Here is a 24,454-nt window from a genome sequence, read left to right as displayed (position 1 = left end):
GCTTCAGTCGCTTTCAATCGTTCAGCGGATCGCGCTCCGTTCCGCACTGCCAGCACACGGTGAACTGCGCTTCGAGCACTTCACCGCACTTCGCGCAACGCCAGGGCCGCGCATTCGACGCCGGTCCGTTGCGCGCTCCCTCCAGCATCCGCAAGGCGAGTGTTTCGTCGCGATCGTCGACGATCCATATTTCCGGCGCGCACTGATCCGCCGGAATCTCGCCGAGCGCCCCGTTCAGATAGCGATTGTGTAGTTGACACGGCACACCCGCCGTCGACAGCACGTTTATCCAGTGCTGAGCCGTGATCAGGTTCGGCGCGCGCGTGAGGCGCTTCATGACGAGGCGCCGCGTGTCATCGGACGATCTGGCTGGCTTCGTGCACGAGTTGCGCGTAGAGCGCGTGCCGCTCGGGCGTGATCGCGCCTTCGTCGATGGCTTCGAGGATCGCGCAGCCCGGCTCCTGCAGATGATGGCAGTTGTAGAAGCGGCATTTGCCAAGATACGGCCGGAAATCGGCGAACGCGCGCTCCAGTTGCCCCTCCGACAAATGGTGCAGCCCGAACTCCTGGAATCCCGGCGAATCGATCAGCGATCCACCAGCCGGCAGCGGATAGAGACGCGTGAACGTAGTCGTGTGGCGGCCGCTGTTGAGCGCCGTGGATATTTCGCGCGTCGCCACTTCCGCGTTCGGCACGAGGATGTTCACGAGCGTCGATTTGCCCATGCCCGACTGGCCGAGGAGAAGCGTCGCGCGGTCTTTCAGGCGCGCGTCGAGTTGCGGATGCACGGCGCCCGGCGCGACTTTCGCCGACAATTCGACCACCGTATATCCCAGCCCCCGATACAGCGCGAGCCGCTTGCGCGCGTGCGGCAACGCCGTTTCGACGTCTATTTTGTTCAGCACGACGAGCGGTTCCAGCCCGTGCGCCTCGGCCGCGATCAGCGCGCGCCCGAGCAGGTCTTCGCTGAAATGCGGCTCGGTGGCGAGCACGATCAGCAACTGATCGAGATTTGCCGCGAACAGCTTCGACTTGAACTGATCCGATCGATAAAGCAGGTTGCGCCGCTCGCCGATCTCGACGATCACGCCCTGATCCGCCGACGACTGCTCGTAAATCACACGATCTCCGACCGCGACTTCGCTGCGCTTGCCGCGCGGGAAGCATTGCAACATCGCGCTGCCATCGATGGGGGCGACGAGATAGTGCCGTCCGTGCGCCGCGATCACCGTGCCTTCGATCCGCGCGCCCGACGCGCGCGACGCCTTCGCCGTGCGCCCCGTCATGCGGCGTGCTGCATCAGGCGGTCGATCCGCTGCGACGCTGGCGGATGCGAGTAGTAAAACGCGGTGTAGAGAGGATCGGGCGTGAGCGTCGACGCGTTGTCCTCGTACAGCTTGACGAGCGCGTTGACGAGATCCTTCGGATCGGTCTGACTGGCGGCGAACGCGTCGGCTTCGAATTCGTGCTTGCGCGAACTGAGGCTGCCGAGCGGCGTCACGAAGAACATGAAGACCGGCAGCGCGAGCATGAAGAGCACGAGCGCGAGGCCGTTGTTGCTGCCGGTGAGCGACGGGCGGACGCCCAGGCCCTCATAGAACCACACCGTCTGCGCGAGCCAGCCGAGCAGCGCGAGCATGACGAGGCTGATCGCGAACATGACGATCAGCAGTTTCAGCACGTGACGCCGCTTGAAATGGCCGAGTTCATGCGCGAGCACGGCTTCGATTTCGCTTCCCGAGAGGCGCGCGAGCAGCGTATCGAAGAAAACGATACGTTTCGCCGCGCCGAAGCCCGTGAAATAGGCGTTGCCGTGCGCGGACCGGCGGCTGCCGTCCATCACGAACAGGCCCTTCGCCGCGAAGCCGGTGCGCGACATGAGGTTTTCGATGCGCGCGCGCAGCGCTTCGTCTTTCAACGGCTCAAATTTATTGAAAAGCGGCGCGATGAAGGTCGGATAGATGATCATCGCGAGCAACTGGAACGCGACCCAGACCATCCACGTCCAGAGCCACCAGAACGCGCCCGCGCGGTCCATCAGCCAGAGCGTGACGAACAAAAGCGGCAAGCCGACCGCGATGCCGAGCAGTACGCCCTTCACCAGATCGACGAAAAAGAGCTTTTTCGACATCCGGTTGAAGCCGAATTTCTCCTCGATCACGAAATGGCGGATGTAATCGAACGGCAAGTCGATCAGGCTCGTGATCGCGATCACCGATCCCACGAGCGCGATCTGCCCGAGATAGCCGCGCCCGAGCCAGCCGCTGATCGCGAGATCGAGCTGCTGCACGCCGCCGAGCAGCGTCAGCGCGACGAGCACGACGGCGCTCACCACGACTTCGATCATCGTCAGGCGTGTGCGCTCGACAGTGTAGTCGGCGGCGCGCTGGTGCGCGGCGAGGGCGATCGTGCCGGTGAATTGCTGCGGCACGTCGTTGCGGTTTGCCGCGACGTGGCGGATCTGGCGCGAGGCCAGCCAGAGCTTGGTTCCGACCATCGCGACGAGCGCAACGACGAACACTACGGAGACGACGAGATTGAGATTGGACATCCGAGGATTCCGATTGAACTATGCGAGAATTATAGGTTCTTGGCCGCGCTCGCGCCGGCCGCTGCAGCGGGCTTTTTGCCCGGCGCGGGACTTTCAAGCGGCGCGGCGCCTACACCCAGCGCCTACACCTCCCAGGCTTCCTACATGACCGACATCCTCGACTCTTCCAGCGAACCAATCCTCGCGCGCAGCGACATGAACCTCGTGTGGCTTGACATGGAAATGACGGGGCTCGAACCCGATAACGACCGCATCATCGAAATTGCGGTCGTCGTGACGAATTCGACGCTCGACAAGCTGGTGGAAGGGCCGGTTCTCGCGATTCATCAGAGCGAGGAAGCGCTCGGCAAGATGGACGAATGGAACCGCAACACGCACGGCCGCTCGGGACTGACGGAGCGCGTGCGGGCATCGACGGTCGATGAAGCCGAGGCCACGCGGCAGATTCGCGAGTTTCTCGGACAATACGTGCCGCCGGGCAAGTCGCCGATGTGCGGCAATTCGATCTGCCAGGACCGCCGTTTCATGGCGCGCTGGATGCCGGAACTGGAAACGTTCTTCCACTACCGCAATCTCGACGTCAGCACGCTGAAGGAATTGTGCCGCCGCTGGCAGCCGGCCATCTACAAAGGCTTTCAGAAGCGCGCGATGCACACCGCACTCGCCGACATTCACGAGTCCATCGACGAACTCAAGTATTACCGCGAGCATTTCCTGATTCCGTCGGCGCCGACAACTGCTTCGGCTGACGGCGAGGCGGCGACTTCTTAAAGTTTGGCCGGCCGGATCGCGTTTTTCGGCCGGAACGCGGCCACGACTTCCGGCTGCGTCTCGATATACGGCCCTCCAATCAAATCGATGCAATAAGGCACCGCGGCGAAGATGCCCGGCACTCTTGTGTTGCCTTCGTCGTCTCTCAGGCCTTCCAGCGTCTCGCGGATCGACTTCGGCTGGCCCGGGAGGTTGATGATCAGCGCAGCGTGATCGGCGGTTTCGCGGATCACGGCCACTTGCCGCGACAGAATCGCCGTCGGCACGAAGTTCAGGCTGATCTGGCGCATCTGCTCGCCGAAGCCGGGCATCGGCTTTGTGGCGACTTCGAGCGTCGCCTCGGGCGTCACGTCGCGGCGCGAAGGACCGGTGCCGCCGGTCGTCAGTACGAGGTCGCATCCGACGACATCCACCAGTTCGACGAGCGTCGCGGAAATCGTGGCGGCGTCGTCCTGGATCAGGCGCGTTTCGGTGCGCCACGGCGACGCAAGCGCCTCGCCAAGCCACGTTTCCAGCGACGGAATCCCTTTGTCCTCATACACGCCCGCCGACGCGCGGTCGCTGATCGACACGAGCCCGACGATCAATTCGTCGGGATGATTACGCTTCGGCGTGGTCATCGTCGTCTTCCGGGGCATCGTCGTCGTCTTTCACGCCCGCCGCGTTCTTGATCCACTGGAACAGTTCGCGGAAATAGCGCGGCGGCTTCTGCTGCTCGCGTTCCTTGCGCGCGTTGCGGATCAGCGTACGGCCTTCCTGCGCATCGACGCCCGGATGCTGGCGGATGAATTCGGTCAGCGCGGCGTCGTCGGCGAGCAGCTTTTCACGCGTGCGCTCGATCCAGTGCAGCTTCGCCGTCTCGGCGCGATTCACGCCGCGATAGCTGTCGAGCGCGGTGCGCAACGCGGCGGTTTCGTCGTCGACGAGCGAGCGCATCACGCGGCCCACGTACTGCACCTGGCGCCGCTTGCCTTCGTGATCGGTGATGCGGCGCGCCTCGCGCACGGCTTCGTCGAGTTTTTCGGGCATCGGCATGCGCTTCAGCGCATCTTTCGGCAGCGCGATGAGCGCCTCGCCCAGTTCCTGCAGCGCGTGCATGTCGCGCTTCAACTGGGATTTGCTGGGACGGTCGTAGCCGTTATCGTCCACGTCCTGCTCGGTGGCGGGCGCGGTTTCGATCGGTTGAATGCGGGTTTTACGGTTCATGACGACATTGTAGCTTGCCCGCCTGCAGGGGTTTTCCCGCGATGCGTCGAACCGCGCGGCCGCCCCGTTCGACGATGGCGAGTGAAGCCGCGCCGACCTTGCTATGATCGCGTGATACGCGAAGCTTGCAGCGACGCAGCAGCGATCCTACGTAACGAGAACCCGCGGGCCACGGTCGGCCCGTCTCCCACAGGTCACGAAAAATGGCAGCAGACATGGACGTCAAGCAACGCTTTTTCCCGCATACCCAGGACGAGCTGAAGGAAATCGCGTCCGACATCCTGCGTCACGCGAAGGAACTCGGTGCGACCGACGCGGCCACTGAAATCTCCGAAGGCGACGGGCTTTCCGTCAGCGTGCGTCGCGGCGAAGTCGAGACCATCGAGCACAACCGCGACAAAATGGTCGGCGTCACGGTGTTCATCGGCAAGAAGCGCGGCAACGCGAGCACGGCGGACTTCTCGCGCGAAGCGCTGAAGGACACGGTCGCGGCGGCGTACAACATCGCGCGCTTCACCGCCGAGGACAGCGCCGCCGGCCTCGCCGAAGAGGAATTGCTCGAAAAGTCGCCGCAGGATCTGGATCTCTATCACCCGTGGGTCGTCGATGCCGAGGAAGCCGCCGAAATCGCGCGTCGCGCCGAAGCAGCCGCGTTCGACGTCGATCCGCGCATCAAGAATTCGGAAGGCGCGAGCGTTTCGGCGCAGCACTCGCAGTTCGTGCTCGCCACTTCGCGCGGATTCCTCGCGGGCTATCCGTACTCGCGCCACTACATCGCGTGCGCGCCGATCGCCGGCAGCGGCCGCGACATGCAGCGCGACGACTGGTACACGTCGCGGCGCAGCGCGGCCGATCTGGCGGCGCCGGAAGCCGTCGGACGATACGCGGCCGAGCGAGCGCTCTCGCGCATCGGCGCGCGCAGTCTCGACACGCGCAAGTGCCGCGTGCTGTTCGAGGCGCCGCTCGCGGCGGGTATCCTCGGCTCATTCGTGCAGGCGGTGAGCGGCGGCGCGCTGTATCGCAAGACTACGTTCCTCGTCGACAGCCTTGGCAAGCCGGTGTTCGCACCGCACATCCAGGTGGTCGAGGATCCGCACGTACGCGGCGGCATGGGCAGCGCGCCGTTCGACGAGGAAGGCGTGCGCACGCAGCATCGCAACGTGGTGGACGACGGCGTCGTGCAGGGCTACTTCCTTTCGACATATTCGGCGCGCAAGCTCGGCATGAAGACGACCGGCAACGCGGGCGGCTCGCACAATCTGTCGATGCGCAGTTCGCTGACAAAGCCTGAGGACGATTTCGAGGAAATGCTGAAGAAGCTCGGCACCGGCTTGCTCCTGACCGAACTGATGGGGCAGGGCGTGAACTACGTGACGGGCGATTATTCGCGCGGCGCGTCGGGGTTCTGGGTCGAGAACGGCAAGATCCAGTATCCGGTGGAGGAAATCACGGTCGCGAGCACGCTGCAGGAGATGTTCCGCCACATCGAGGCGGTCGGCGCGGATACCGTCGTGCGCGGCAACAAGGAAATCGGCTCGGTGCTGATCGAGAAGATGACGATCGCGGGGCAATAACTCGGCTTCAGTGCCTGTAAAAAACCCCCGCTAGCCGGGGGTTTTTTGTGCCCTCGCTCAAGCCTTGCGCCGATACACCACGAACGCATACTCGAAATCGTTCGGCGCCGCAGCGCGGTGCGTCTCGCGCGAATCCTCGATCCACTGCGACGGATCGATCGCATCGAGCTTCGTGTTGCCTTCGAAGTCGGCATCGATCTCGGTGACGATCAGCCTGTCCGCATGACCGATCGCATCGCGAAACAACTGCGCCCCGCCGATCACGAACGCCTCGCGCGCTTCGTCCCGCGCCGCGAGGGCGAGGGCGTCGTCGAGATTCGTGACGGTGTCGCAGCCTTCGTAACGGCGCGCGGCATCGCGCGACATGACGATGTTGCGACGTCCCGGCAACACCCGGCCGATCGATTCGTGCGTCTTGCGGCCCATGATGATGGGCGAGCCCATCGTGGTGCGCTTGAAGAACGCGAGGTCTTCCGGCAGGCGCCAGGGCAGGTCGTTGTCGCGTCCGATCACGCCATTGCGCGCGCGGGCGACGATCAGGGTCAGCGTCGTCATGTCAGGGGAAGAGGTAGAACCGGGTTGCGCCGGCGCCAAGCCGGCGGCGGGCCCCAATTCTAACCGAGGCGGCATGCGTCCGATCGGCGCTCCGCTGCGTATCTGACGTTGCGCTTTTAGGCGCTGACCGTACCCGCTTCCCGGCCGGCATCGACGGGAACCGGGACCGGCTGCGGAAGGGGCGTTGGCGCGGGAGCGGGCGTGGGTGACGTGATCTCGTCCCACAGGGTAATGGTCGTAACGCTCGGCGCGGCCGTAACGACGTCGATCCGCGCTGGCGTCTCCCGCTCGACGGGCGTGCGGGCCTCGACGGCCGAGTCAACCGCCGACGCAGAGGCGACGGCCAAGCCGGTATTGGCGAAAACGAGAGTTGAATTCGATTCGGGATTTCCGAACGTACGTGCCTTAATACGCATTGCTGACTCCGGTGGCATTCTTATTTAGCGAGTTTTATGCCATCACGCTGAAAGCCTTGTCGGAGTTAGGCGTTGCCCGAATTGATGAAGAACGCGAGATAAAAAGCCGGCGAAAACGTTTCACGTCTGAAACGGAACGCCGGAAACACGCAGAAATGAGTGGAATTGCGTACAGACGGACGTCGTGTTTTTAACGACACGACCGCATTTATTAATCGAATGACGAAATCCGCAGAGCCCCGCCTGATAAGGGATTGAGGCGAACGAGGAGACTTTTTAAGGATATTTGTTTTCCATTTTTCTGCGTTATAGTAGTCTCTCAAAATAGCACAATCAGACAAAAGGTAATGGAGGACACAGGCGTCAAAGTAATTTATGCATTTCGGGGGTCACGGTGTTTGAAATAATTGCATGGTCGTACCGAGTAGCGTGCTTGCGTCGAAGTCTCGATGTACAGAGGGCCTGAACTACGCGACCTTTTCAACTACCGTTGAAGAAAGGATCTGAATAATGGAAGTCGCTCGGCGGCAACTCATCTATGTGACTCGCGATCCAAGCGAGACGCTATGCGCGCGATTCGAGGAGCGCGGATGGCACATTGAAGTCGTGGCGAGCGCGCGAGAGGCGCGCAAGTCGCTGCGCAACGATCTGGCGATCGGCGGCTTGCTCGACCTGTCGAGCCGCTTCGAATCGCATGAACTGGCGGCGTTCGAAGCGTCGCTCACGATGACGAATGTCGGCTGGGTGGCCGCAACGGTTTCCGGCCAGCTCGAGGACGCTGCCGTACGCAGGCTGATCCGCGATTATTGTTTCGATTACGTGACGTTGCCGACTTCGAACGACCGCATCGTCGATTCCGTGGGCCACGCGTACGGCATGGTGGCGCTGCACGACGCAGCCTCGAACGACGCGCGCGCGATCGGCGGCGAAGGCCGCGCCGAGGGCGAAATGGTGGGCTCGTGCGACGCGATGCTCGCGCTCTTCCGCTCGATCCGCAAGGTCGCCATGACCGACGCGCCTGTCTTCATCTCCGGCGAATCGGGTACGGGCAAGGAACTCACCGCCGTTGCAATACACGAGCGTTCAGCGCGGCGCGACCAGCCGTTCGTCGCGATCAATTGCGGCGCGATTCCCGCGCATCTGCTGCAATCTGAGCTCTTCGGCTACGAACGTGGCGCATTTACCGGCGCGAACCAGCGCAAGATCGGCCGCGTGGAAGCGGCGAATGGCGGCACGCTCTTCCTCGATGAAATCGGCGATCTGCCGCTGGAAAGCCAGGCGAGCCTGCTGCGCTTCCTGCAGGAACGCAAGGTCGAACGGCTGGGCGGACATGGGTCCACGCCGGTGGACGTGCGCATCATTTCTGCGACGCACGTCGATATGCAGACGGCGATGATCGAAGGGCGTTTTCGCGCGGACTTGTATCACCGCCTGTGCGTCCTGCAGATCGACGAGCCGCCGCTGCGCGCGCGTGGCAAGGACATCGAGTTGCTCGCGAAGCACATGCTCGACCGCTTCAAGAAGGACGCGAGCCGGCGTCTGCGCGGTTTCTCGCCGTGTGCGATCGCCGCGATCCACAACTACGGCTGGCCCGGCAACGTGCGCGAACTTATCAACCGCGTGCGCCGCGCGATCGTGATGTCGGAAGGGCGGCAGATCACCGCGCGTGATCTCGAACTCGGCGAATACGTCGAAGTTGCACCGGTATCGCTGGCGCAGGCGCGTGAAGCGGCCGAGCGGCAGGCGATCGAACTCGCGTTGCTGCGCCATCGCGGACGCTTGGGCGACGCAGCCCACGAACTCGGCATCTCCCGCGTGACGCTGTATCGCCTGCTGAGCGCGCACGGCATGCGCCATATCGAAGTCGACGCGCCCACGGAGCACGCGACACGCGGCTGAGAGACACCCAAGCACCCATCGACGGGCGCCATTCGAGCGCCCGTTTTTTTATCGTTTCGCAATTCGCGCCACGCCCGCGTGGATTTCGCACGCTTGGTAAAATCACGCTCTTATGCCTTTTAATTGAGCGAGCCGCAGAGGCGCGTCGAAGGAAATCGAATGAAACAGTATCTCGAGCTCGTGCGCACGATTCTCGATACCGGCTCGTGGCAGGAAAACCGCACGGGAATCCGCACGATCAGCATGCCCGGCGCGATGCTGCGCTTCGACCTGCAGCAGGGCTTCCCGGCCGTGACGACGAAAAAGCTCGCGTTCAAGTCGGCGATTGGCGAGATGGTGGGTTTTCTGCGCGCGTCGAAGAGCGCGGCGGACTTTCGCGCGCTCGGCTGCAAGGTCTGGGACGCCAACGCGAACGAAAACCCGCAGTGGCTCGCGAATCCGTATCGCCAGGGCCCGGACGATCTCGGCGATGTCTACGGCGTGCAGTGGCGCGAATGGCCGGCGTACAAGGTCATCGACGCGAACGCGGGTGGTGACCAGATCGCCGATGCGACGAATCGCGGCTATCAGGTCGTGACGAGCTTCGTGGAGGGCGGACGCGAGCAGGTGCTCCTGTACAAGGCGATCGACCAGTTGCGCCAGTGCCTCGATACGATCATCGAGAACCCGGCCGACCGGCGCATCCTGTTCCATGCGTGGAATCCGGCGAAACTCGACGAAATCGCGCTGCCCGCGTGTCATCTGCTGTATCAGTTCATCCCGAACGTGACGAAGCGGGAGATTTCGCTGTGCCTGTATATCCGCAGCAATGATGTCGGGCTGGGTACGCCGTTCAACCTGACCGAGGGCGCGGCGCTGCTGCATCTGGTCGGGCGACTGACGGGATACACGCCCCGCTGGTTCACGTATTTCATCGGCGACGCGCATATTTACGAGAATCAGCTCGATATGCTCAACGAGCAGTTGACGCGCGAGCCGTTCGCGAGCCCGCAGTTGATTTTGTCGGATCGTGTGCCTGATTACGCGAAAACTGGCCGCTACGAGCCGGAATGGCTGGAAAAGATCGAGCCGACGGATTTCGCGCTCGAAAGGTATCGGCATCATGAGGCGTTGAAGGCGCCGATGGCGGTTTAAAAGATTTTTTTCATGAAACGCGCGGCCTCAACCGCGCGTTTTGCTTTATCGATCCGACAAAAACCGCTCGAAATGGCTGCGACCGGCGGGCGTGACGCGCAGCACACGGCGTTTGGTCGTCTGTTCCAGCCAGCCGTGCGCCGCGCAGCTTTCCAGAAACGCTGCGCCGAGCGCACCGCCGAGATGCGGCCGCCGCTCGCTCCAGTCGATACACGTACACGCGAAGCGCCTCCGACGCGCCCGCTGCGCCTTCAAATCGATGCCGAGCTGCGCGAATTCCCGCGCGCCTTCAGGCGTGGGTTCGAGTTGCGTCGGGCCGTTTGGCTCGCGGCCGTCAGCGGCGAGCCAGTGACGCGCGAGCATCCGGTCGAAGATCTGCACGGCCAGTTCGCCCGCCAAGTGGTCATAGCAGGTGCGGGCATAGCGCATTTCGAGCGGCACCGCGTTCGGCGGCCGCTCGGGCGTGCGTTGCGGGGCGCTCGCGTGCGCAAGATTGGCCAGCGCCTCGATGGCCGTCGCGATGTCGGGCGTCGCGATCCGGTAATAGCGATGCCGGCCGCTCACCTCCATCGCGAGCAGGCCGCCTTCGGTCAGCCGCGCGAGATGGCCGCTCGCGGCCGACGGCGACAGCCCCGCGATCATCGTCAGCTCGCCGGCGGGGCGGGCTGTGCCGTCCATCAGCGACCACAGCATCGCGGCGCGTCCCGGATCGGCGAGCAGTGCGCCAATGCGCGAGAGGCCGGGGAAGTGGCGGGCGCGGGGATCGGTGTCGTCGTGGGTCATGGGCGTCTCCTTGGGTCTCTGCGTTCTTACTTTAGACGCTCCCCGCATCCGATGTTTCAGCATGACCTGAAATGTCGATGCGCGCCCGCAGCAGCGACGGGGCTAGAATGGCTGACCACGTTTATCGATGTCGTTGCAAGGAAATGCATATGTTCAAGGTCATTCTGGCGGCCGCAGTGCTGCTGTGCGCGGGCTGTTCGGGCGTGCCGTCTTCGTCGTCGGGTGATTCGAGCGGGATCACGATGTACGGCACGATCGATCAGGGCGTGACGATCCGCAAGTAGGCGGCGGCGCGCTTCGAACGGCGCACGGAAAGCGCGCGCTTGCAAGTGCGCGCGCCCGATGCTTGAAAAGCGCGTCCAGCTACGCGCAGGACCTGGCGTGCGCCCCAGCCTTGGCCTTTTTGCCAAGGCTTTCGTGCCCCTATAATCCTTTCACCCCATCCCACGCGGGCACCGCCCCGCACCGCGAGCCGCCATGAATACGCCGATCCCATCGCTCCAGGCCGACACCGTCCCGGCCGACCGCTCCGAAACCACCTTCCGCTTCCTCGCCGAGCCGACTTCGGTCAACTTCGGCGGCAAGGTCCACGGCGGCGCGCTGATGAAATGGATCGACGAAACCGGCTACGCGTGCGCCGCCATGTGGTCGGGGCGCTATTGCGTGACGGTGAGCGTCGGCAACATTCGCTTCCGCCGCCCGATTCTCGTCGGCAACCTGGTCGAACTGCGGGCGCGCGTCGTCGCGACGGGGCGCACCAGCATGCACCTGCACATCGCCGTCCACGCGGGCGACCCGAAAGGCGGCACCCTCCAGCAGACGACGGATTGTCTCGTCGTCTTCGTCGCCGTCGATGAAAAAGGGCGGCCGGTGCCGGTACCCGCGTTCGTCCCGGTGACGGACGAACAAAAGCGCCTCGCGAAATACGCGATGGACGTGAAGGACGCGCTCGACGCGATCGTCGAGTTGAAGCCGGAAGAAGTCGTCGCCGGCAAGGTCTAGAAAGCCTAAAAAACGCCGCTTTTTGCCCTGATTCAGTCAATTTCAGTGACAAATAGGAGGCTTCTCATTCATCGATCCGTCCTTGGCGGGCATAGTGCAGCGCAATCTTACTGGCGCGTCTGAACGCCGCGCCGCGCGGATTCACCACTTGAAATCGATGAAGGGAGCAAGCATGAGCTGGGCTGCGGGTTACAACAATTCGGTCGCGTACACGACCGGCTACTACCAGGAACAGAGTCCCACGTGGCTGAAGGCGGCGCTCGTGATGCAGCGCATCGCGCCGCCCGCCGAGGGCAAGTTCACCTACTGCGAATTGGGCTGCGGCCAGGGCCTGACGTCGCTGATCCTCGCGGCGACCCATCCGGAAGGCGACTTCTACGCCTGCGACTTCAATCCGCTGCACGTCATCGCGGCGTCCGCGATCCGCAACGAAGCGAAGCTGCCGAACCTCACGCTCCTCGAAAACAGCTTCGGCCAACTCGCCGACGGCGAAGTCGACCTGCCGATGTTCGATTTCGTGACGCTGCACGGCATCGTGTCGTGGGTGTCGGACGAGACGCGCGCGCAGATCGTGCGGTTTCTCGCGCGTTATCTGAAGCCGGGCGGCGTCGTGCAGATCAGCTACAACGCGAAGACCGCGTGCGCGCAGGTGCAGCCGCTGCAGCGCCTCCTGACGATGCATGCCAACAATCGCGGCGAGAACTGGGCGGGCGCGGCCGCTTTCGCGAAGGAACTGGTCGATACGGGCTCGCTGCATTTCCAGCGCAACCCGGACGCGGCCGCGCGCGTGAATTCGTTCGCCACCTCCGATCAGCGCTATCTGGTGCACGAATACATGCACGCGCAGTGGACGCCGTTCCACTTCACCGACATCGCGAACGAACTGACCGACGCCAAGCTCGTGTTCGCGGGCAGCGCGCGCTACGGGCAGATGCAGCCGGTCGCGTGGCTCACGGACGCGCAGGCCGCCGTCGTCGCTGAGATCAGGGACCCGATGTTCGCCGAGGAAGTCCGCGATTACTTCTGCAACCGATCGTTTCGCTCCGACATCTTCGTGCGCGGCAAGGCGGCGCTCAACGACGTGCGCCTGCGCGAACACGCGAAGCGCATTCATCTGTGGGCCAACGTGAAGGTCGAGTACGAGCCGACGGTCAAGCTCGAGCATGCGTCGGTCAATCGCAGCGAGGGAGCGCATCGGCCGGTGTACGACCTGTTGCGCCAAGCGCCGGAAATGACCCTCGACCAGCTCTTCGATGCGCCCGAACTCGCCGGCCATGGCATCGACACGATCATGCAGATCGTGCGCTTTTCGCTGGCCGTCGGCGAGACGTCCCTCCGGTATGGCGACGTGCAGCCGCGCGCGGCCGCCGATCGCCTGAACACGGTGCTGCTGGATCAGGCGGAACGCGGAGAGAAGTGGGACGCGCTGGCGTCGCCCAGGTTTGCGGGCGGCGTGTCGGTCGGCTTGCTGGACCAGTTGCTGATCGCGCCGCTGCGCGCAAAGCGCGATCCGAAGGGCGCGCTGACGAGCGAAATCGACGAAATCGTCACGCACGTCGAGCGTTCGCTGTCGAACACCGGGCTGAATCTGAACGTCGGCGATCGCATTACGCCGCGTGAGGAAATGCCGGCGGCGATTCGCAAGATTCTCGCGGACTCCGGCCCGGCGCTCCTCGCCCTATGCGATGACAATGACTTCTGGCGCGGCAAATAAAGCTGCAGTCCAAGCGGCCTGAAGCACCGAAGCGCAGCGGCACCCAGCCGCTGCGTTTTTTTTTCGCCCGATTTCAGCGCTTGCCGACCATCTCCTCCGGCTTGACCCACTCGTCGAACTGCTGCTCGGTGACATAGCCGAGCCCGAGCGCCGATTCCTTCAGCGTCGTGCCTTCCTTGTGCGCCTTCTTCGCGATCTTCGCGGCCTTGTCGTAGCCGATGTGCGGATTGAGCGCCGTCACCAGCATCAGCGATTCGTTCAAGAGGCTCTCGATGCGCTTCCCGTTCGGCTCGATGCCGACCGCGCAGTTGTCGTTGAAGCTCAGCGCGCCGTCGGCGAGGAGACGGATCGACTGCAGCACGTTGTGCGCGATCATCGGACGGAAGACGTTCAGCTCGAAATTGCCGCTCGCCCCGCCGAAATTCACCGCGACATCGTTGCCGAACACCTGGCAGCAGAGCATTGTGACGGCTTCCGACTGCGTCGGGTTCACCTTGCCCGGCATGATCGAGCTACCCGGCTCGTTCTCCGGAATCGACAGTTCGCCGAGACCGCAGCGCGGGCCGCTCGCGAGCCAGCGGACGTCGTTCGCGATCTTCATCATGCCCGCCGCGATGGTCTTCAGGGCGCCGTGCGCGGCGACGAGCGCATCGGCGGCGGCCATCACTTCGAACTTGTTCGGCGCGGTTTCGAAGGGCAGGCCGGTCAGCTTGCCGATCGCGCCCGCGACCTTCGCCGCGAACTCCGGATGTGCGTTCAGCCCCGTGCCGACCGCCGTGCCGCCCTGCGCCAACTGATACAGATGCGGCAGCGTCGCCTCGACGTGGCGGATGCCCTGTTCGAGCTGCGCGACGTAGCCGGAGAACTCCTGCCCGAGCGTGAGCGGCGTGGCGTCCTGCAAGTGCGTGCGACCAATTTTGACGATGTGCTCGAACGCCTTCGATTTCTTGTCAAGCGTGTCGCGCAGCGTCTTCAGCGACGGCACCAGGTGCTTCACGATCCCGTAGGCCGCGGCGATGTGCATCGCGGTCGGAAACACGTCGTTCGACGATTGCCCGCGGTTCACGTCGTCGTTCGGGTGCACGAGACGCTCTTCGCCGCGCTGGCCGCCCATCAGCTCGCTCGCGCGGTTGGCGATCACCTCGTTCAGGTTCATGTTGGTCTGCGTGCCGGAGCCCGTCTGCCAGACGGCGAGCGGAAATTCGTCCGGATGCTTGCCGTCGATGATCTCGTCGGCAGCCTCGATGATCGCGCGCGCCTTCTTCTCGTCGAGCACCTTCAGTTCCGCGTTCACTTCGGCGGCGGCGCGCTTGATGATCGCGAGCGCCGTGATCAGCTCCGGCGACTGCTTTTCGCTCGAAATCTTGAAATTCTGTAGCGAGCGCTGCGTCTGCGCGCCCCACAGTTTCGTGTTCGGGACGGCGATTTCGCCGAACGTATCCTTTTCCAGCCGTACATCGTTTGACGCTTGATCAGACATGGCTTCGAAGCTCCTTCAAAGCTGCTCGTCGACGGGCAGCAAAGTGAAAAGACCGGTCATCGCGTTGCGGTAGAAGCCCGCTTCCGGATCGAAGTTATAGGTGACGGTGCCGATGCGTTCCTCCGTCGTCCAGACGAGCGGAGAAACCGGCGAACCGGTCGACTTCAACCGCGCGAGCTCATCCGGCGACGCCAGCTCGACGCGATAGGCCGATTGCGGCCGCACGCCGCGCTCGAAGAGCAGGGCGGCCTGTTCCGCAATCGTCTTATTGTGAATCACGAGTGCGAGCTCGGTGTTCAAAAGCGCCGAGCGCGGATCGAGATTCATCGAGCCGATCACGAGAATACTCCGATCGATGACGTACGCCTTCGCATGCAGGCTCGCGCGCGACTGGGAACCGAAAAGGCCGGCGGTCGGTTTTCCTTCGCCTTCGCCCTGAATCGCCTTGAATTCATATAGTTCGACGCCGTTTTGCAACAGCGGCACACGATACGGCGCGTAGCCCGACTGCACGGCAACGGCATCGGTGGCGGAGAGCGAATTGGTCAGCACCGCGACGCGCGCGCCGCGCTGCGTGAGCGCGCTGAGCGCCTTGACGCCGACCTCGTGCGGCACGAAATAGGGCGAAAGGATCAGGAATTCGCTCTTGGCCTCCTTGATCAAGGCAGCCAGGCGTTCCATCGGCGGGCTTTTGTAGTCGTCGCTGGGATGCTCGATCTTCGACGGCGAATCGGCTTCGAACTCCGTCGGCGCCCAGACGAGTTCCAGTTGCTCGTGCGCTATCTGCTCCGCGAGCGGCGTGCGGTTCAGCGGCTTCGCGTTGAGCGGATCGGCCTGCGTGCGCCAGTGGTGGCGCAGGTCGTCGCGGGTCTTGTCGAGATCGGCGGCATCGAAGGTTTGCTTGTTCAGCGCGCGCAGCGGGTACGCGAGCGTGCTGTTCCAGTAGTCGTCGAAACTTGCCGAGATGCGGTGCGCGACCGGGCCGGCGGTGAAGACGTCGAGATCGCGGAACTGCAGCGTCGGGCTCGCGCTGAAATACTCGTCGCCGAGATTGCGGCCGCCGACGATCGCGATCTGGTTGTCCGCAATCATCGACTTGTTGTGCATCCGGCGCGTGAAATGGCCGAGTTGCGTGAACACGTTCTGCGTGCGCTGCGCAAAGCTCTGCTGCGCGCTGCCGAACGGATTGAACACGCGAATCTCGATGTTGTCGTGCGAATTGAGCGCCGCCATGATCTGGTCGATGTCCTTGAAATTCAGGTCGTCGACCAGCATGCGCACCCGCACGCCGCGATCCGCCGCGTAGAGCGCGGCGCCGAGCAGCAGCTTGCCGGTGCTGTCCTCGTTGGCGATGTAGTACTGCATGTCGAGAGTCTTCGTCGCGGCGCGGGCGAGCGCGATGCGGGCCTGCAGCGCGTCGGTGCCGCTCGGCAGCAGGCGCACGCCGGATTCGCCTGGGTGCGCGGTTTCGAGCGGGGCGAGGGCGGTCTGGAGCGGCGTCGGGGCGGTGGCTTCGAGCGCGTGGGAGACGGGGCGATCGAAGGCGGTGGCGGGCGGGCGCGTCGCGCAGGCTGTGAGCGTGAGCGTGAGCGTGAGCGCGAGAACGGCGGCGGCCGTCGCGCCGAATCGGCTCATGCTGGTTATGTGATCACGCGTCGCCGCATGTGCTGATGCTGCTGAACTTCCCCGGCTTTCCGACACGACCTGTCCTCTTTTTTATCCGCGCGATGCATGACACCGATGCGCGGCTTTTGGAACTTCGCTCATAGCAAGGTTTGTGCTTGGCGGGCATCGGCTGAGGACGATTTTAGGGGAAACAGGCTTGGCGGCAAGAACAGGGGCGGCGCTTGCGCTCGTTTCGTCACACAACGCGCGGCCCAAACGAAAAAAAGCCCGCCATCAAGGCGGGCTCAATACCCCTGTCACTAGAGTCTCAAGGAGGAGACGGCTCAATCCTAGCGCCCGATCGGCGCCGCTCCAACCAAGTATGCGTGCTTTGCTTATCGCGTCACGTGTACGGCGCTTATGCATTCCGCCGCAACTCGCCCGCGCCTTTCCCGATACCGCCCTCGATCATCCGCCGGCTCATCCGGTGAAAGCGCCACGTCATCAGCGCGGCGACGCTCGCGAGGCCAGCCGCGAGCCCCCACCAGAGCCCCTTGGTGCCCGCCTGGAAGTGGAACGCGAGCACATAGCCCGTCGGAAAGCCGATCCCCCAGTAGCCGAACGCGGCGGCGAGCATCGGAATGCGCGTGTCCTTCAGGCCACGCAGGCAGCCGGAGCCGACCGTCTGCATCCCGTCGACGATCTGGAACACCGCCGCCACGCCCAATAACGACGTCGCGAGCGCGACGGTCCGGGCGTTCGCGGGATCGTCGAGATGGAGGTACAGGCCGACGATCGCGTGCGGCGCCACGATCAGCACCACCCCCGAGAGCATCATGAACACGACGCCCAGCCCGATCGCGACGAACCCCGCGTGGCGCGCCGCGACTGGCACGCCTGCACCGATCCAGTAGCCGACGCGCACGTTCGCCGCCTGTCCGATCGCAAGCGGCACCATGAACGCCACCGACGCCACGTTGAGCGCGATCTGGTGCGCGGCGAGCGGCGCCTCGCCGAGCAGGCCCACGGTCATCCCGGTCGCGAGAAAGAGCGTCGACTCAACGCCGTACGTGATCGCGACCGGCCAGCCGATGCCAAACAGCTCGCCCATCAGCGGCAGGCGCGGGCGCGATGCGACGACGAAATGCCGGTAGCGCGGCCGCAGGTGCAAAAACGCGACGAGCGCCAACGCGATCGCCCAGACGGTGAACGTGGTCGCCGCCGCGGAGCCGAGAAAGCCGTATTTCGGCAGGCCGTACGCGCCGTGAATCAGCCCGTAGTTCAAAAAGCCGTTGACAAACACCCCACCGATCGACACCCACAAAAGCCGCCGCGCCGCGCCGATCGCCGGCAGGAACGCGCGCATCATCCCGATGCCGATCAGGCTGCCCGGCGCGCCCCAGCGCAGCACCGCGCAGTATTCGCCGACGTTCCTCGCAAGCGTCGCGGGCTCGTTGAACGCGAGCATCAGTTGCTCGGCGTAGCTCAAGAGCACGAACGCGGGAATCGCGAGCAGGATCGAGAGCACGAGCCCCGTCCAGTAGATATGCGGGACGCGATCGTCGTCGTTGGCGCCGCGCGCGTGCGCCACCGACACGCTCACCGACGTCAGCACGCCCTGCAACAGCGTCACGACGACGAAAAACAGGTTCGCACCGAGGCCGCCGGCCGCGAGCGCGTCGGGGCCGAGCGAGCCGAGGAGGATCGTGTCGGTGACGCCCATCGCCATCTGCGACAACTGTGCGATGGCGAGCGGCGCGGCGAGCCGCGCGGTATCGACGGCATGGCGGGACAAGCTGGGCGGCGGTGTGGCCGCGTGCGTGAAGCGGGGTTGCATGTCGGATCGGAGTGAAGACGGCCGCGCAACCGCGCCGCCGGAGGTGTAAACGCTGGCGGACGATGCGTCGTCCGCCTGGTTCGCGAGTTTCGAAACGTATTGCGGAGCCGCGAACCAAAGACGACTAGCTTATTGCCTGCGCGACGGCATGTCGATGCCGGCGCGCTTCAGACGGCCTTGAGAACCCTGATCTTCGATCCGTCGAGCAGGACTGTCTGGCCCGCGCGGATCTTGCACGTCTTGCGCAATTCGACCTTGCCGTCGACCTTCACGTCGCCCATCGCGACGCGTGCCTTCGCTGAGCCGCCGCTATCGGCGAGGCCCATCAACTTCAGCAGGTTGTGCAGTTCGATGAACTCGCCCGTCAGTGTGAATTCGAGTTGCGGCATGGTGGGCGGGGCGCTTTCGACGGCGTCGGTACATGAGAGGGCGCCCATGATAAACCACGCGGGCACACGGCGTGCTGGAGCCAACGGGCGGACAAAAACGCGCTTTGTGCCGATGTTGGCAAATGTAGCCAAGTGAAACGGTCGGTAACAATGACTGATTCTGGCGAACTCGGTTCGCGGCGCGTGGGTCTGACCGTGTGATCGATGCGTTTTTGCTCGTTCATTCATCAATCGAAGAAGTCGGGCAAGCACGGGGTTCATCCGCTTCGCCCGAGTGCAACCAAGAGAGGAATAACTCATGAAGAAGATTCAAACGCTGCTGATCGGCTCCGCTTTCGCTGCAATCGCTACGACGTCCGCCTTCGCGCAGACCGCTCAACCCGTGGACGGCGGTGCTCAGATGTCCGCGCAAGTGCAAGGACAACCGGGACAACCGGGCGTAACGCCGCCGTCGCAGAACCTGGTCGCGCCGGCGCCGACCGATCCGCTCGTCCAGAAGCGCAACGCGAATGCTGCGGCGAACGCGGAATATAGCGCGTCGAAGAAGGCGTCCAAGCAGGAACTGAAGGCGACCAGCCAGCAGGCCAAGGCGCAATACAAGGAAGAGGTGCGCAACGCCAAGATCAACCGCAAGGCGGATAAGGATGCCGCCAAGGCCGAACTGAACGCGGCCGAGCCGGCCACGCCGAAGGACACCGGTCTGCAGCACTAAGCCGCGCCGGGAAGGAGCAGCGGTCGCCGGAATCCGGCGGCCGCGCCACGAACAATACAATGCAACTGCGTTGCATTGGACCAGAGTAAGCGTTTAGGACCAGAGTAAGCGCTAAAGCGCCAACTCTGGCCGACAGCGCCAATTCTGGTCGACACGGGAGAACCACATGACGACCACAACAAAACTCTGCGTTGCGCTCCTGGCGGGCGTATTCGCGACGGCCACGACGGCATCGTTCGCGCAGACGGCCGACCCCGCGCCGATGACGCACGCCGACAAAAAGGCCGCGAAGAAGCAGGACGAAGCCAACAAGGACGCCGCCGTCGCGCAGGCGAAGGCCGACAAGAAGAAGACCGAATCGCAATCGGAGGCGAACGAAGCCGCCGCCGATGCCAACCTGAAGAACGCGAAGAAAGCGCAGTAAAGCAGCGAAATCGTTCGGTTTGAACCAGAGGCCCCGCATGCGGGGCCTCATCGTTTTCGGGCACTTGCGTGCGCGGGTTGTATGGATATACAGTGTGCGTCACTTCCGCCCGCCCACTTTTTTACATTCGTGCTCACCGATACCCCCACCGCCGATCCCGCCGTCGCGTCCTATCTGGCGAAGCTCAATGACGCGCAGCGCGAGGCCGTCGAGTTCGGCATCGAGGCGCCGGGTGCGTCAGGCGCACCGGGCGGCCCGCTGCTGGTGATCGCGGGCGCGGGGTCGGGCAAGACGAATACGCTTGCGCATCGCGTGGCGCATCTGCTGGTGAAGGGCGCCGATCCGCATCGGATCCTGCTGCTGACGTTTTCGCGCCGCGCCGCGCTCGAAATGACGCGCCGCGTGACGCGCATCGCGATCGGCGCGCTTGGCAGCAAGAGCGCGATCGCGCAAGGGCTCACGTGGTCGGGCACGTTTCACGGCGTCGGCGCGCGGCTGTTGCGCGATTACGCCGATCTCGTCGGCTTGTCGCCGTCGTTCACGATCAACGACCGCGAAGATTCCGCCGACCTGATGAACCTCGTGCGCCACGAACTCGGGCTGTCGTCGAAAGAGAAGCGCTTCCCCGCGAAATCGACGTGTTTCGCGATCTATTCGCGCGTCGTGAACACGGGCGCGTCGCTCGCGACCGTGCTCGACCAGGCGTTTCCGTGGTGCCGCGAGTGGGAGGCCGACCTGCGCCGCCTCTTCGCCGCGTATGTTGCCGCCAAGCAGTCGCAAAGCGTGCTGGACTACGACGACCTGCTGCTCTACTGGTCGCATCTGGCCGCGGAGCCAAGCATCGCCGCCGATCTGTCGAGCCGCTTCGATCACGTCCTCGTCGACGAATATCAGGACACGAACCGGCTGCAGGCGTCGATCCTCCTTTCGATGAAGCCGGACGGGCGCGGCCTGACCGTCGTCGGCGACGATGCGCAGTCAATCTATTCGTTTCGCGGCGCGACCGTGCGCAACATCCTCGACTTCCCGAACCACTTTGATCCGCCCGCGCGCTGCGTGACGCTCGAGCGCAATTACCGCTCGACGCAGCCGATTCTGGAGGCATCTAACGCGGTGATCGAGCTCGCGACCGAGCGTTTCACGAAGAACCTCTGGACCGACAAGGCCTGCGCGCAGAAGCCGCGCCTCGTCTCGGTCGCGGACGAGGCCGATCAGGCGCGCTACGTCGTCGAAAAGGTGCTGGAGGCGCGCGAGGCGGGCATGACGCTCAAGTCGCAGGCCGTGCTGTTTCGCACGTCGAGTCACAGCACGACCCTCGAAATCGAGCTCACGCGGCGCAACATTCCGTTCGTGAAGTTCGGCGGGCTGAAGTTTCTCGATTCCGTGCACGTCAAAGACGTGCTCGCCGTGCTGCGCTGGGCGGAAAATCCGCGCGATCGCGTCGCGGGGTTTCGCGTCGTGCAACTGCTGCCGGGTATCGGGCCGGCGATTGCGGGGCGCGTGCTCGATCAGGTGTCGGCGGGCGATACGCCGAAAGCGCTCGCATCGTTCGCCGCGCCCGCGCGGGCGAGCGAGGACTGGCCGCAATTCGTCGCGCTGATGGCGAAAGTCTGCGGGCGCGAGACCGGCTGGCCCGCTGAGTTCGAGATGATCCGGCGCTGGTACGAGCCGCATCTGGAGCGCAATCACGAGGATGCCGCGATCCGTCACGGCGACGTGCTGCAGATGGAGAGCATCGCGTCGACGTATCCGACGCGCGAGCGCTTTCTCACGGAACTGACGCTTGATCCGCCCGACGCGACGAGCGACGAATCCGGCGTGCCGCTGATCGACGAGGATTACCTGATTCTTTCGACGATTCATTCCGCGAAAGGGCAGGAATGGCGCAATGTCTTCGTGCTGAATGGCGTCGACGGGTGCATTCCGTCCGATCTGGGCACGGGCAGCGACGAGGAAATCGACGAGGAACGGCGGCTTCTATACGTCGCGATGACGCGGGCGAAAGAGGATTTGCACGTCATCACGCCGCAGCGGTTCTACGTGCATAACCAGACACATCTGGGCGACCGGCATGTGTGGGCGTCGCGCACGCGCTTCATTCCGGCGCAAGTGATGGACAAGTTCGAGGCGGCGGCGTGGCCGGTGGTGCCGGTCGCCGCCGCGCCGACGGCAGCGGGGCTGGCGGCCGCGGCCAAGGCGAAGATCGATATCGCGGCGAGGTTGAAGGGGATGTGGGATTAAATCGCCCGCTCCTACCTCACCGCTGCGCCGGACGCGAAGCCCGCGGCGCCTTCGCCACCGGCGCGAAAACATTCCTCAGCCAATTGGCGAATCGCGTGAACCCATCGTAAGGCTCTTCGACGAAAAGCTCGGGCTTCAGCGACCGCAGATACTCCAGCACCTGTTGCGCCTCCTGCTTCTGAATCGACCCGTGAAAAATCCCCAGCCGCAGCAAACACCGCAGCTCGCCCAGCTTCTCCCGCGCCGTCGACCCCACGCTGTGCTCCACTGCGATCTTCGTCTCATAAACACGCTGGCGCAGTGAATCGGCGAGACGCCACGCGGGCGTCTGCATCTTCTCCTCGACTTCGCGGATATCCATCGCCGCCGACTTGATCTGCGACGCGAGCACGTCGATCTGCGACGCATCGCCGTTCGCCTCGGTCACGATCGCGGTCGCCCATGCGCGCGACTGCTTGATCAGGTCGTCGGCCGTCCAGTCGGAACGGATCGCGAAACTGAAGCCGTGCTCGGCCGCCTGCCGGATCAGGATCTCGACGACATCCGGAAACTCCTTGTCGAGCGCGCGCTTCGCCCAGGCGTACTGACCGTGCGTCAACATGCGCTGCACGGCTTGCTCGGTGAGCGGCGTCGGGTTGTCGAGGAGCTTCGCGCGCAGGAAGTCCTCGAACGACGGCGTGATGAACTGCGGATCGATCTTGAGCGACAGCCGCGTGAACGACTCGAAGTCGCGATGCAGCGAAGCGATCGTTTCGTCGCGAAGCGAAAGGGTGATTTGACGCATGATGGTTCCCGGTTCCGCGCTCAGACCGTGCTGATGGCGGGAGTGCAGTCGGCCGCGCCGCGAGGGCGAAGCCGTTCGACTCTTATAACGGCGCGCGGGCCGGGAACTTGAGGGGATTCGAGCGCGGCTTCAGGCCACCACGACCAGTTGCCAGAAGAAGAACACCGCGAGCGACACCGCGATCGTCAGCAACGGCCGGCGCGTCGCGAAGCACACCCCGATCGCGACGATCGCCGCGACCAGTTGCGGATTGCGCCACGTGAGTTCGGCGCCGTTGCCGTGCGGCGAGACGGTCATCGGGACGATGATCGCAGTGAGTACCGTCACGGGCACGAAGGAGAGCGCTGTGCGCACGAGCGGCGGGAAGGCGAGCTTGTCGCCGAAGACGAAGACGGCCGCGCGGATCAAATAGGTCACGAGCGCCATGCCGAGGATCAGCAGGATGTAGCTCGTTGAGAGCGTGTGTACCAGGGAACTCATCGCGTGCCTCCTTGCGCATGCTGATTGCGCGGACGGCCTTCGATCAGCGTCAGCGCCGTTCCCACCGCGACGCCGACGAGCACCGCCGCGAGCAGCCCGAGCTTGTACGGCCAGCCCTGCCACGCGAACGACAGCACGCCCGCCGCCAGCGATGCCGCCACGAACCGCACCGCGACGAGCTGCGGCACGACGATCGCGATGAACGTCGCGACCATCGCGAAATCGAGTCCGAGCGATTGCAGCCCTGGAAACGCGGCGCCGAAGACGAGGCCGAGCACCGTCCACAGTTGCCAGTTCAGGTACATCGCGAGGCCGGAGCCGAAGAAAAAGTACGGACCGGTCTCGCCCGGCGGACGCTTCTGGTAATGCGCGTAGGCGACGGCGAAAACCTCGTCGGTCATCAGCGCGCCGAGCGTCCAGCGCCAGCGCGCGGGCAAGTGAGAGACATACGGCGCGAGCGTCGCGGAGTAGAGGATGTGGCGCAGGTTGACGATGAGCGTCGTCGCCCAGATGACGGCGAAGCTCGCATGGCCCGCGATCAACCCGACCGCGATGAATTGCGCAGAGCCCGCGAAGACGGCGAGCGACATCAACTGGCCGTGCCACGGGCTCAACGGGCTCGCGGTCACGAGCGTGCCGTAGATGACGCCGAACGGCGCCGCGCCGATCATCATCGGGAGCGTGTCGCGGGCGCCGGCGGCGAATTCGCTGAAGGTGTTGCCGGGTGATTTCAAGATGTCCTCCCTTGGCAGCGAGGATAGGGCGCTACGAGCGCAGACGCTTGTACGTTCTTGCGGTCGCGCGCTGCGTGAAGGCTTAGGGCTGTGCTGAAGAAGCGGGGGTTTTCACGGGATCGTCGTTGCTGATTCCACGATGCGAGAATGGCGACGCGCTCGC

At 64.2% G+C, this 24,454-nt stretch carries 25 protein-coding genes; 10 read left to right on the top strand and 15 right to left on the bottom strand.

All coding sequences use genetic code 11. The features are described from left to right. Positions 1 to 13: 13 nt before the first annotated feature. From AWB67_RS10325 to AWB67_RS10315, 3 genes are read right to left on the bottom strand one after another with little or no spacing between them, the layout of a single operon-like run. Complete coding sequence (locus AWB67_RS10325) at positions 14 to 337, bottom strand: putative signal transducing protein (protein ID WP_087656148.1); 324 nt, start codon at positions 335 to 337, stop codon at positions 14 to 16. A gap of 16 nt (positions 338 to 353) precedes the next feature. Next, a complete protein-coding gene (gene rsgA, locus AWB67_RS10320; RefSeq protein ID WP_087656147.1) occupies positions 354 to 1,286 on the bottom strand; it encodes a ribosome small subunit-dependent GTPase A in 933 nt (310 codons plus the stop codon). Further along, positions 1,283 to 2,551 carry a M48 family metallopeptidase gene (locus AWB67_RS10315; RefSeq protein ID WP_087656146.1) on the bottom strand — a complete coding sequence of 423 codons (1,269 nt, stop codon included), beginning with the start codon at positions 2,549 to 2,551 and terminating at the stop codon, positions 1,283 to 1,285. The genes rsgA and AWB67_RS10315 overlap by 4 nt, the downstream gene beginning before the upstream one ends. Before the next feature lie 144 nt (positions 2,552 to 2,695). Between AWB67_RS10315 and orn the strand changes: the two genes are divergently transcribed. Continuing rightward, positions 2,696 to 3,322, top strand: coding sequence for an oligoribonuclease (gene orn, locus AWB67_RS10310; protein ID WP_087656145.1), 627 nt, complete (start codon positions 2,696 to 2,698; stop codon positions 3,320 to 3,322). On the opposite strand, the gene mog is transcribed toward orn, so the two are convergent. Further along, positions 3,319 to 3,942, bottom strand: a complete 624-nt coding sequence (mog, locus tag AWB67_RS10305) for a molybdopterin adenylyltransferase (protein ID WP_087656144.1) — start codon at positions 3,940 to 3,942, stop codon at positions 3,319 to 3,321. The genes orn and mog overlap by 4 nt on opposite strands. Then, the gene (gene yjgA / locus AWB67_RS10300) at positions 3,923 to 4,528 is read right to left on the bottom strand and encodes a ribosome biogenesis factor YjgA (protein ID WP_087656143.1); all 606 of its coding nucleotides are present in this window, start codon (positions 4,526 to 4,528) and stop codon (positions 3,923 to 3,925) included. Before yjgA ends, mog begins: the two co-directional genes overlap by 20 nt. A gap of 203 nt (positions 4,529 to 4,731) precedes the next feature. Between yjgA and pmbA the strand changes: the two genes are divergently transcribed. Further along, complete coding sequence (gene pmbA / locus AWB67_RS10295; RefSeq protein ID WP_087656142.1) at positions 4,732 to 6,102, top strand: metalloprotease PmbA; 1,371 nt, start codon at positions 4,732 to 4,734, stop codon at positions 6,100 to 6,102. 57 nt (positions 6,103 to 6,159) lie between these two features. On the opposite strand, the gene AWB67_RS10290 is transcribed toward pmbA, so the two are convergent. Together AWB67_RS10290 and AWB67_RS10285 are read right to left on the bottom strand one after the other, a co-directional pair. Then, on the bottom strand, positions 6,160 to 6,657 hold the full coding sequence (locus AWB67_RS10290; protein ID WP_087656141.1) for a dihydrofolate reductase: 498 nt from the start codon (positions 6,655 to 6,657) through the stop codon (positions 6,160 to 6,162). Between the two features lie 116 nt (positions 6,658 to 6,773). Continuing rightward, positions 6,774 to 7,073 carry a hypothetical protein gene (locus AWB67_RS10285; protein WP_087656140.1) on the bottom strand — a complete coding sequence of 100 codons (300 nt, stop codon included), beginning with the start codon at positions 7,071 to 7,073 and terminating at the stop codon, positions 6,774 to 6,776. A gap of 510 nt (positions 7,074 to 7,583) precedes the next feature. Between AWB67_RS10285 and AWB67_RS10280 the strand changes: the two genes are divergently transcribed. Together AWB67_RS10280 and AWB67_RS10275 are read left to right on the top strand one after the other, a co-directional pair. Next, the gene (locus AWB67_RS10280) at positions 7,584 to 8,972 is read left to right on the top strand and encodes a sigma-54 dependent transcriptional regulator (protein ID WP_087656139.1); all 1,389 of its coding nucleotides are present in this window, start codon (positions 7,584 to 7,586) and stop codon (positions 8,970 to 8,972) included. Between the two features lie 159 nt (positions 8,973 to 9,131). After that, positions 9,132 to 10,106 carry a thymidylate synthase gene (locus AWB67_RS10275; RefSeq protein ID WP_087656138.1) on the top strand — a complete coding sequence of 325 codons (975 nt, stop codon included), beginning with the start codon at positions 9,132 to 9,134 and terminating at the stop codon, positions 10,104 to 10,106. A gap of 45 nt (positions 10,107 to 10,151) precedes the next feature. On the opposite strand, the gene AWB67_RS10270 is transcribed toward AWB67_RS10275, so the two are convergent. Next, on the bottom strand, positions 10,152 to 10,889 hold the full coding sequence (locus AWB67_RS10270; protein WP_087656137.1) for an ArsR/SmtB family transcription factor: 738 nt from the start codon (positions 10,887 to 10,889) through the stop codon (positions 10,152 to 10,154). Positions 10,890 to 11,038: 149 nt separating this feature from the next. Between AWB67_RS10270 and AWB67_RS42995 the strand changes: the two genes are divergently transcribed. The 3 genes from AWB67_RS42995 to AWB67_RS10260 all read left to right on the top strand — a co-directional run bounded on the left by AWB67_RS42995 (position 11,039) and on the right by AWB67_RS10260 (position 13,605). After that, positions 11,039 to 11,173, top strand: a complete 135-nt coding sequence (locus AWB67_RS42995) for a hypothetical protein (protein ID WP_268807997.1) — start codon at positions 11,039 to 11,041, stop codon at positions 11,171 to 11,173. A gap of 193 nt (positions 11,174 to 11,366) precedes the next feature. Continuing rightward, positions 11,367 to 11,891, top strand: coding sequence for an acyl-CoA thioesterase (locus tag AWB67_RS10265; protein ID WP_087656136.1), 525 nt, complete (start codon positions 11,367 to 11,369; stop codon positions 11,889 to 11,891). A gap of 172 nt (positions 11,892 to 12,063) precedes the next feature. Next, positions 12,064 to 13,605 (top strand): class I SAM-dependent methyltransferase, encoded by a 1,542-nt coding sequence (locus AWB67_RS10260; protein ID WP_159964820.1) that lies wholly within the window; start codon positions 12,064 to 12,066, stop codon positions 13,603 to 13,605. 73 nt (positions 13,606 to 13,678) lie between these two features. On the opposite strand, the gene fumC is transcribed toward AWB67_RS10260, so the two are convergent. From fumC to AWB67_RS10240, 4 genes are all read right to left on the bottom strand, one after another. Continuing rightward, positions 13,679 to 15,085: a class II fumarate hydratase gene (gene fumC / locus AWB67_RS10255; RefSeq protein WP_087656134.1), complete on the bottom strand. Its 1,407-nt coding sequence runs from the start codon at positions 15,083 to 15,085 to the stop codon at positions 13,679 to 13,681. A gap of 15 nt (positions 15,086 to 15,100) precedes the next feature. Next, complete coding sequence (locus AWB67_RS10250; protein ID WP_087656133.1) at positions 15,101 to 16,720, bottom strand: phospholipase D family protein; 1,620 nt, start codon at positions 16,718 to 16,720, stop codon at positions 15,101 to 15,103. 388 nt (positions 16,721 to 17,108) lie between these two features. Beyond that, the gene (locus tag AWB67_RS10245; RefSeq protein ID WP_087656132.1) at positions 17,109 to 18,527 is read right to left on the bottom strand and encodes an MATE family efflux transporter; all 1,419 of its coding nucleotides are present in this window, start codon (positions 18,525 to 18,527) and stop codon (positions 17,109 to 17,111) included. A 167-nt stretch (positions 18,528 to 18,694) separates the two neighbouring features. After that, positions 18,695 to 18,916: an RNA-binding S4 domain-containing protein gene (locus tag AWB67_RS10240; protein ID WP_087656131.1), complete on the bottom strand. Its 222-nt coding sequence runs from the start codon at positions 18,914 to 18,916 to the stop codon at positions 18,695 to 18,697. A gap of 298 nt (positions 18,917 to 19,214) precedes the next feature. Between AWB67_RS10240 and AWB67_RS10235 the strand changes: the two genes are divergently transcribed. The 3 genes from AWB67_RS10235 (at position 19,215) to AWB67_RS10225 (ending at position 22,293) form a co-directional block, all read left to right on the top strand. Further along, on the top strand, positions 19,215 to 19,628 hold the full coding sequence (locus AWB67_RS10235) for a hypothetical protein (protein ID WP_087656130.1): 414 nt from the start codon (positions 19,215 to 19,217) through the stop codon (positions 19,626 to 19,628). 166 nt (positions 19,629 to 19,794) lie between these two features. Beyond that, a complete protein-coding gene (locus AWB67_RS10230) occupies positions 19,795 to 20,052 on the top strand; it encodes a hypothetical protein (protein WP_087656129.1) in 258 nt (85 codons plus the stop codon). Positions 20,053 to 20,133: 81 nt separating this feature from the next. Then, positions 20,134 to 22,293, top strand: a complete 2,160-nt coding sequence (locus AWB67_RS10225; protein ID WP_087656128.1) for an ATP-dependent helicase — start codon at positions 20,134 to 20,136, stop codon at positions 22,291 to 22,293. Positions 22,294 to 22,309: 16 nt separating this feature from the next. On the opposite strand, the gene AWB67_RS10220 is transcribed toward AWB67_RS10225, so the two are convergent. The 3 genes from AWB67_RS10220 to AWB67_RS10210 all read right to left on the bottom strand — a co-directional run bounded on the left by AWB67_RS10220 (position 22,310) and on the right by AWB67_RS10210 (position 24,231). Then, entirely contained in the window at positions 22,310 to 23,077 is a 768-nt protein-coding gene (locus AWB67_RS10220; RefSeq protein WP_087656127.1) for a DUF4088 family protein, read from the bottom strand. Positions 23,078 to 23,206: 129 nt separating this feature from the next. Further along, a complete protein-coding gene (locus AWB67_RS10215; protein WP_087656126.1) occupies positions 23,207 to 23,557 on the bottom strand; it encodes a branched-chain amino acid transport AzlD family protein in 351 nt (116 codons plus the stop codon). Further along, positions 23,554 to 24,231, bottom strand: a complete 678-nt coding sequence (locus AWB67_RS10210; RefSeq protein ID WP_087656278.1) for an AzlC family ABC transporter permease — start codon at positions 24,229 to 24,231, stop codon at positions 23,554 to 23,556. Before AWB67_RS10210 ends, AWB67_RS10215 begins: the two co-directional genes overlap by 4 nt. Between the last annotated feature and the right edge of the window lie 223 nt (positions 24,232 to 24,454).

The organism is Caballeronia terrestris (assembly GCF_001544515.1).
GTDB lineage: Bacteria > Pseudomonadota > Gammaproteobacteria > Burkholderiales > Burkholderiaceae > Caballeronia > Caballeronia terrestris.
This window is presented reverse-complemented; position numbering and strand designations above follow the sequence as displayed.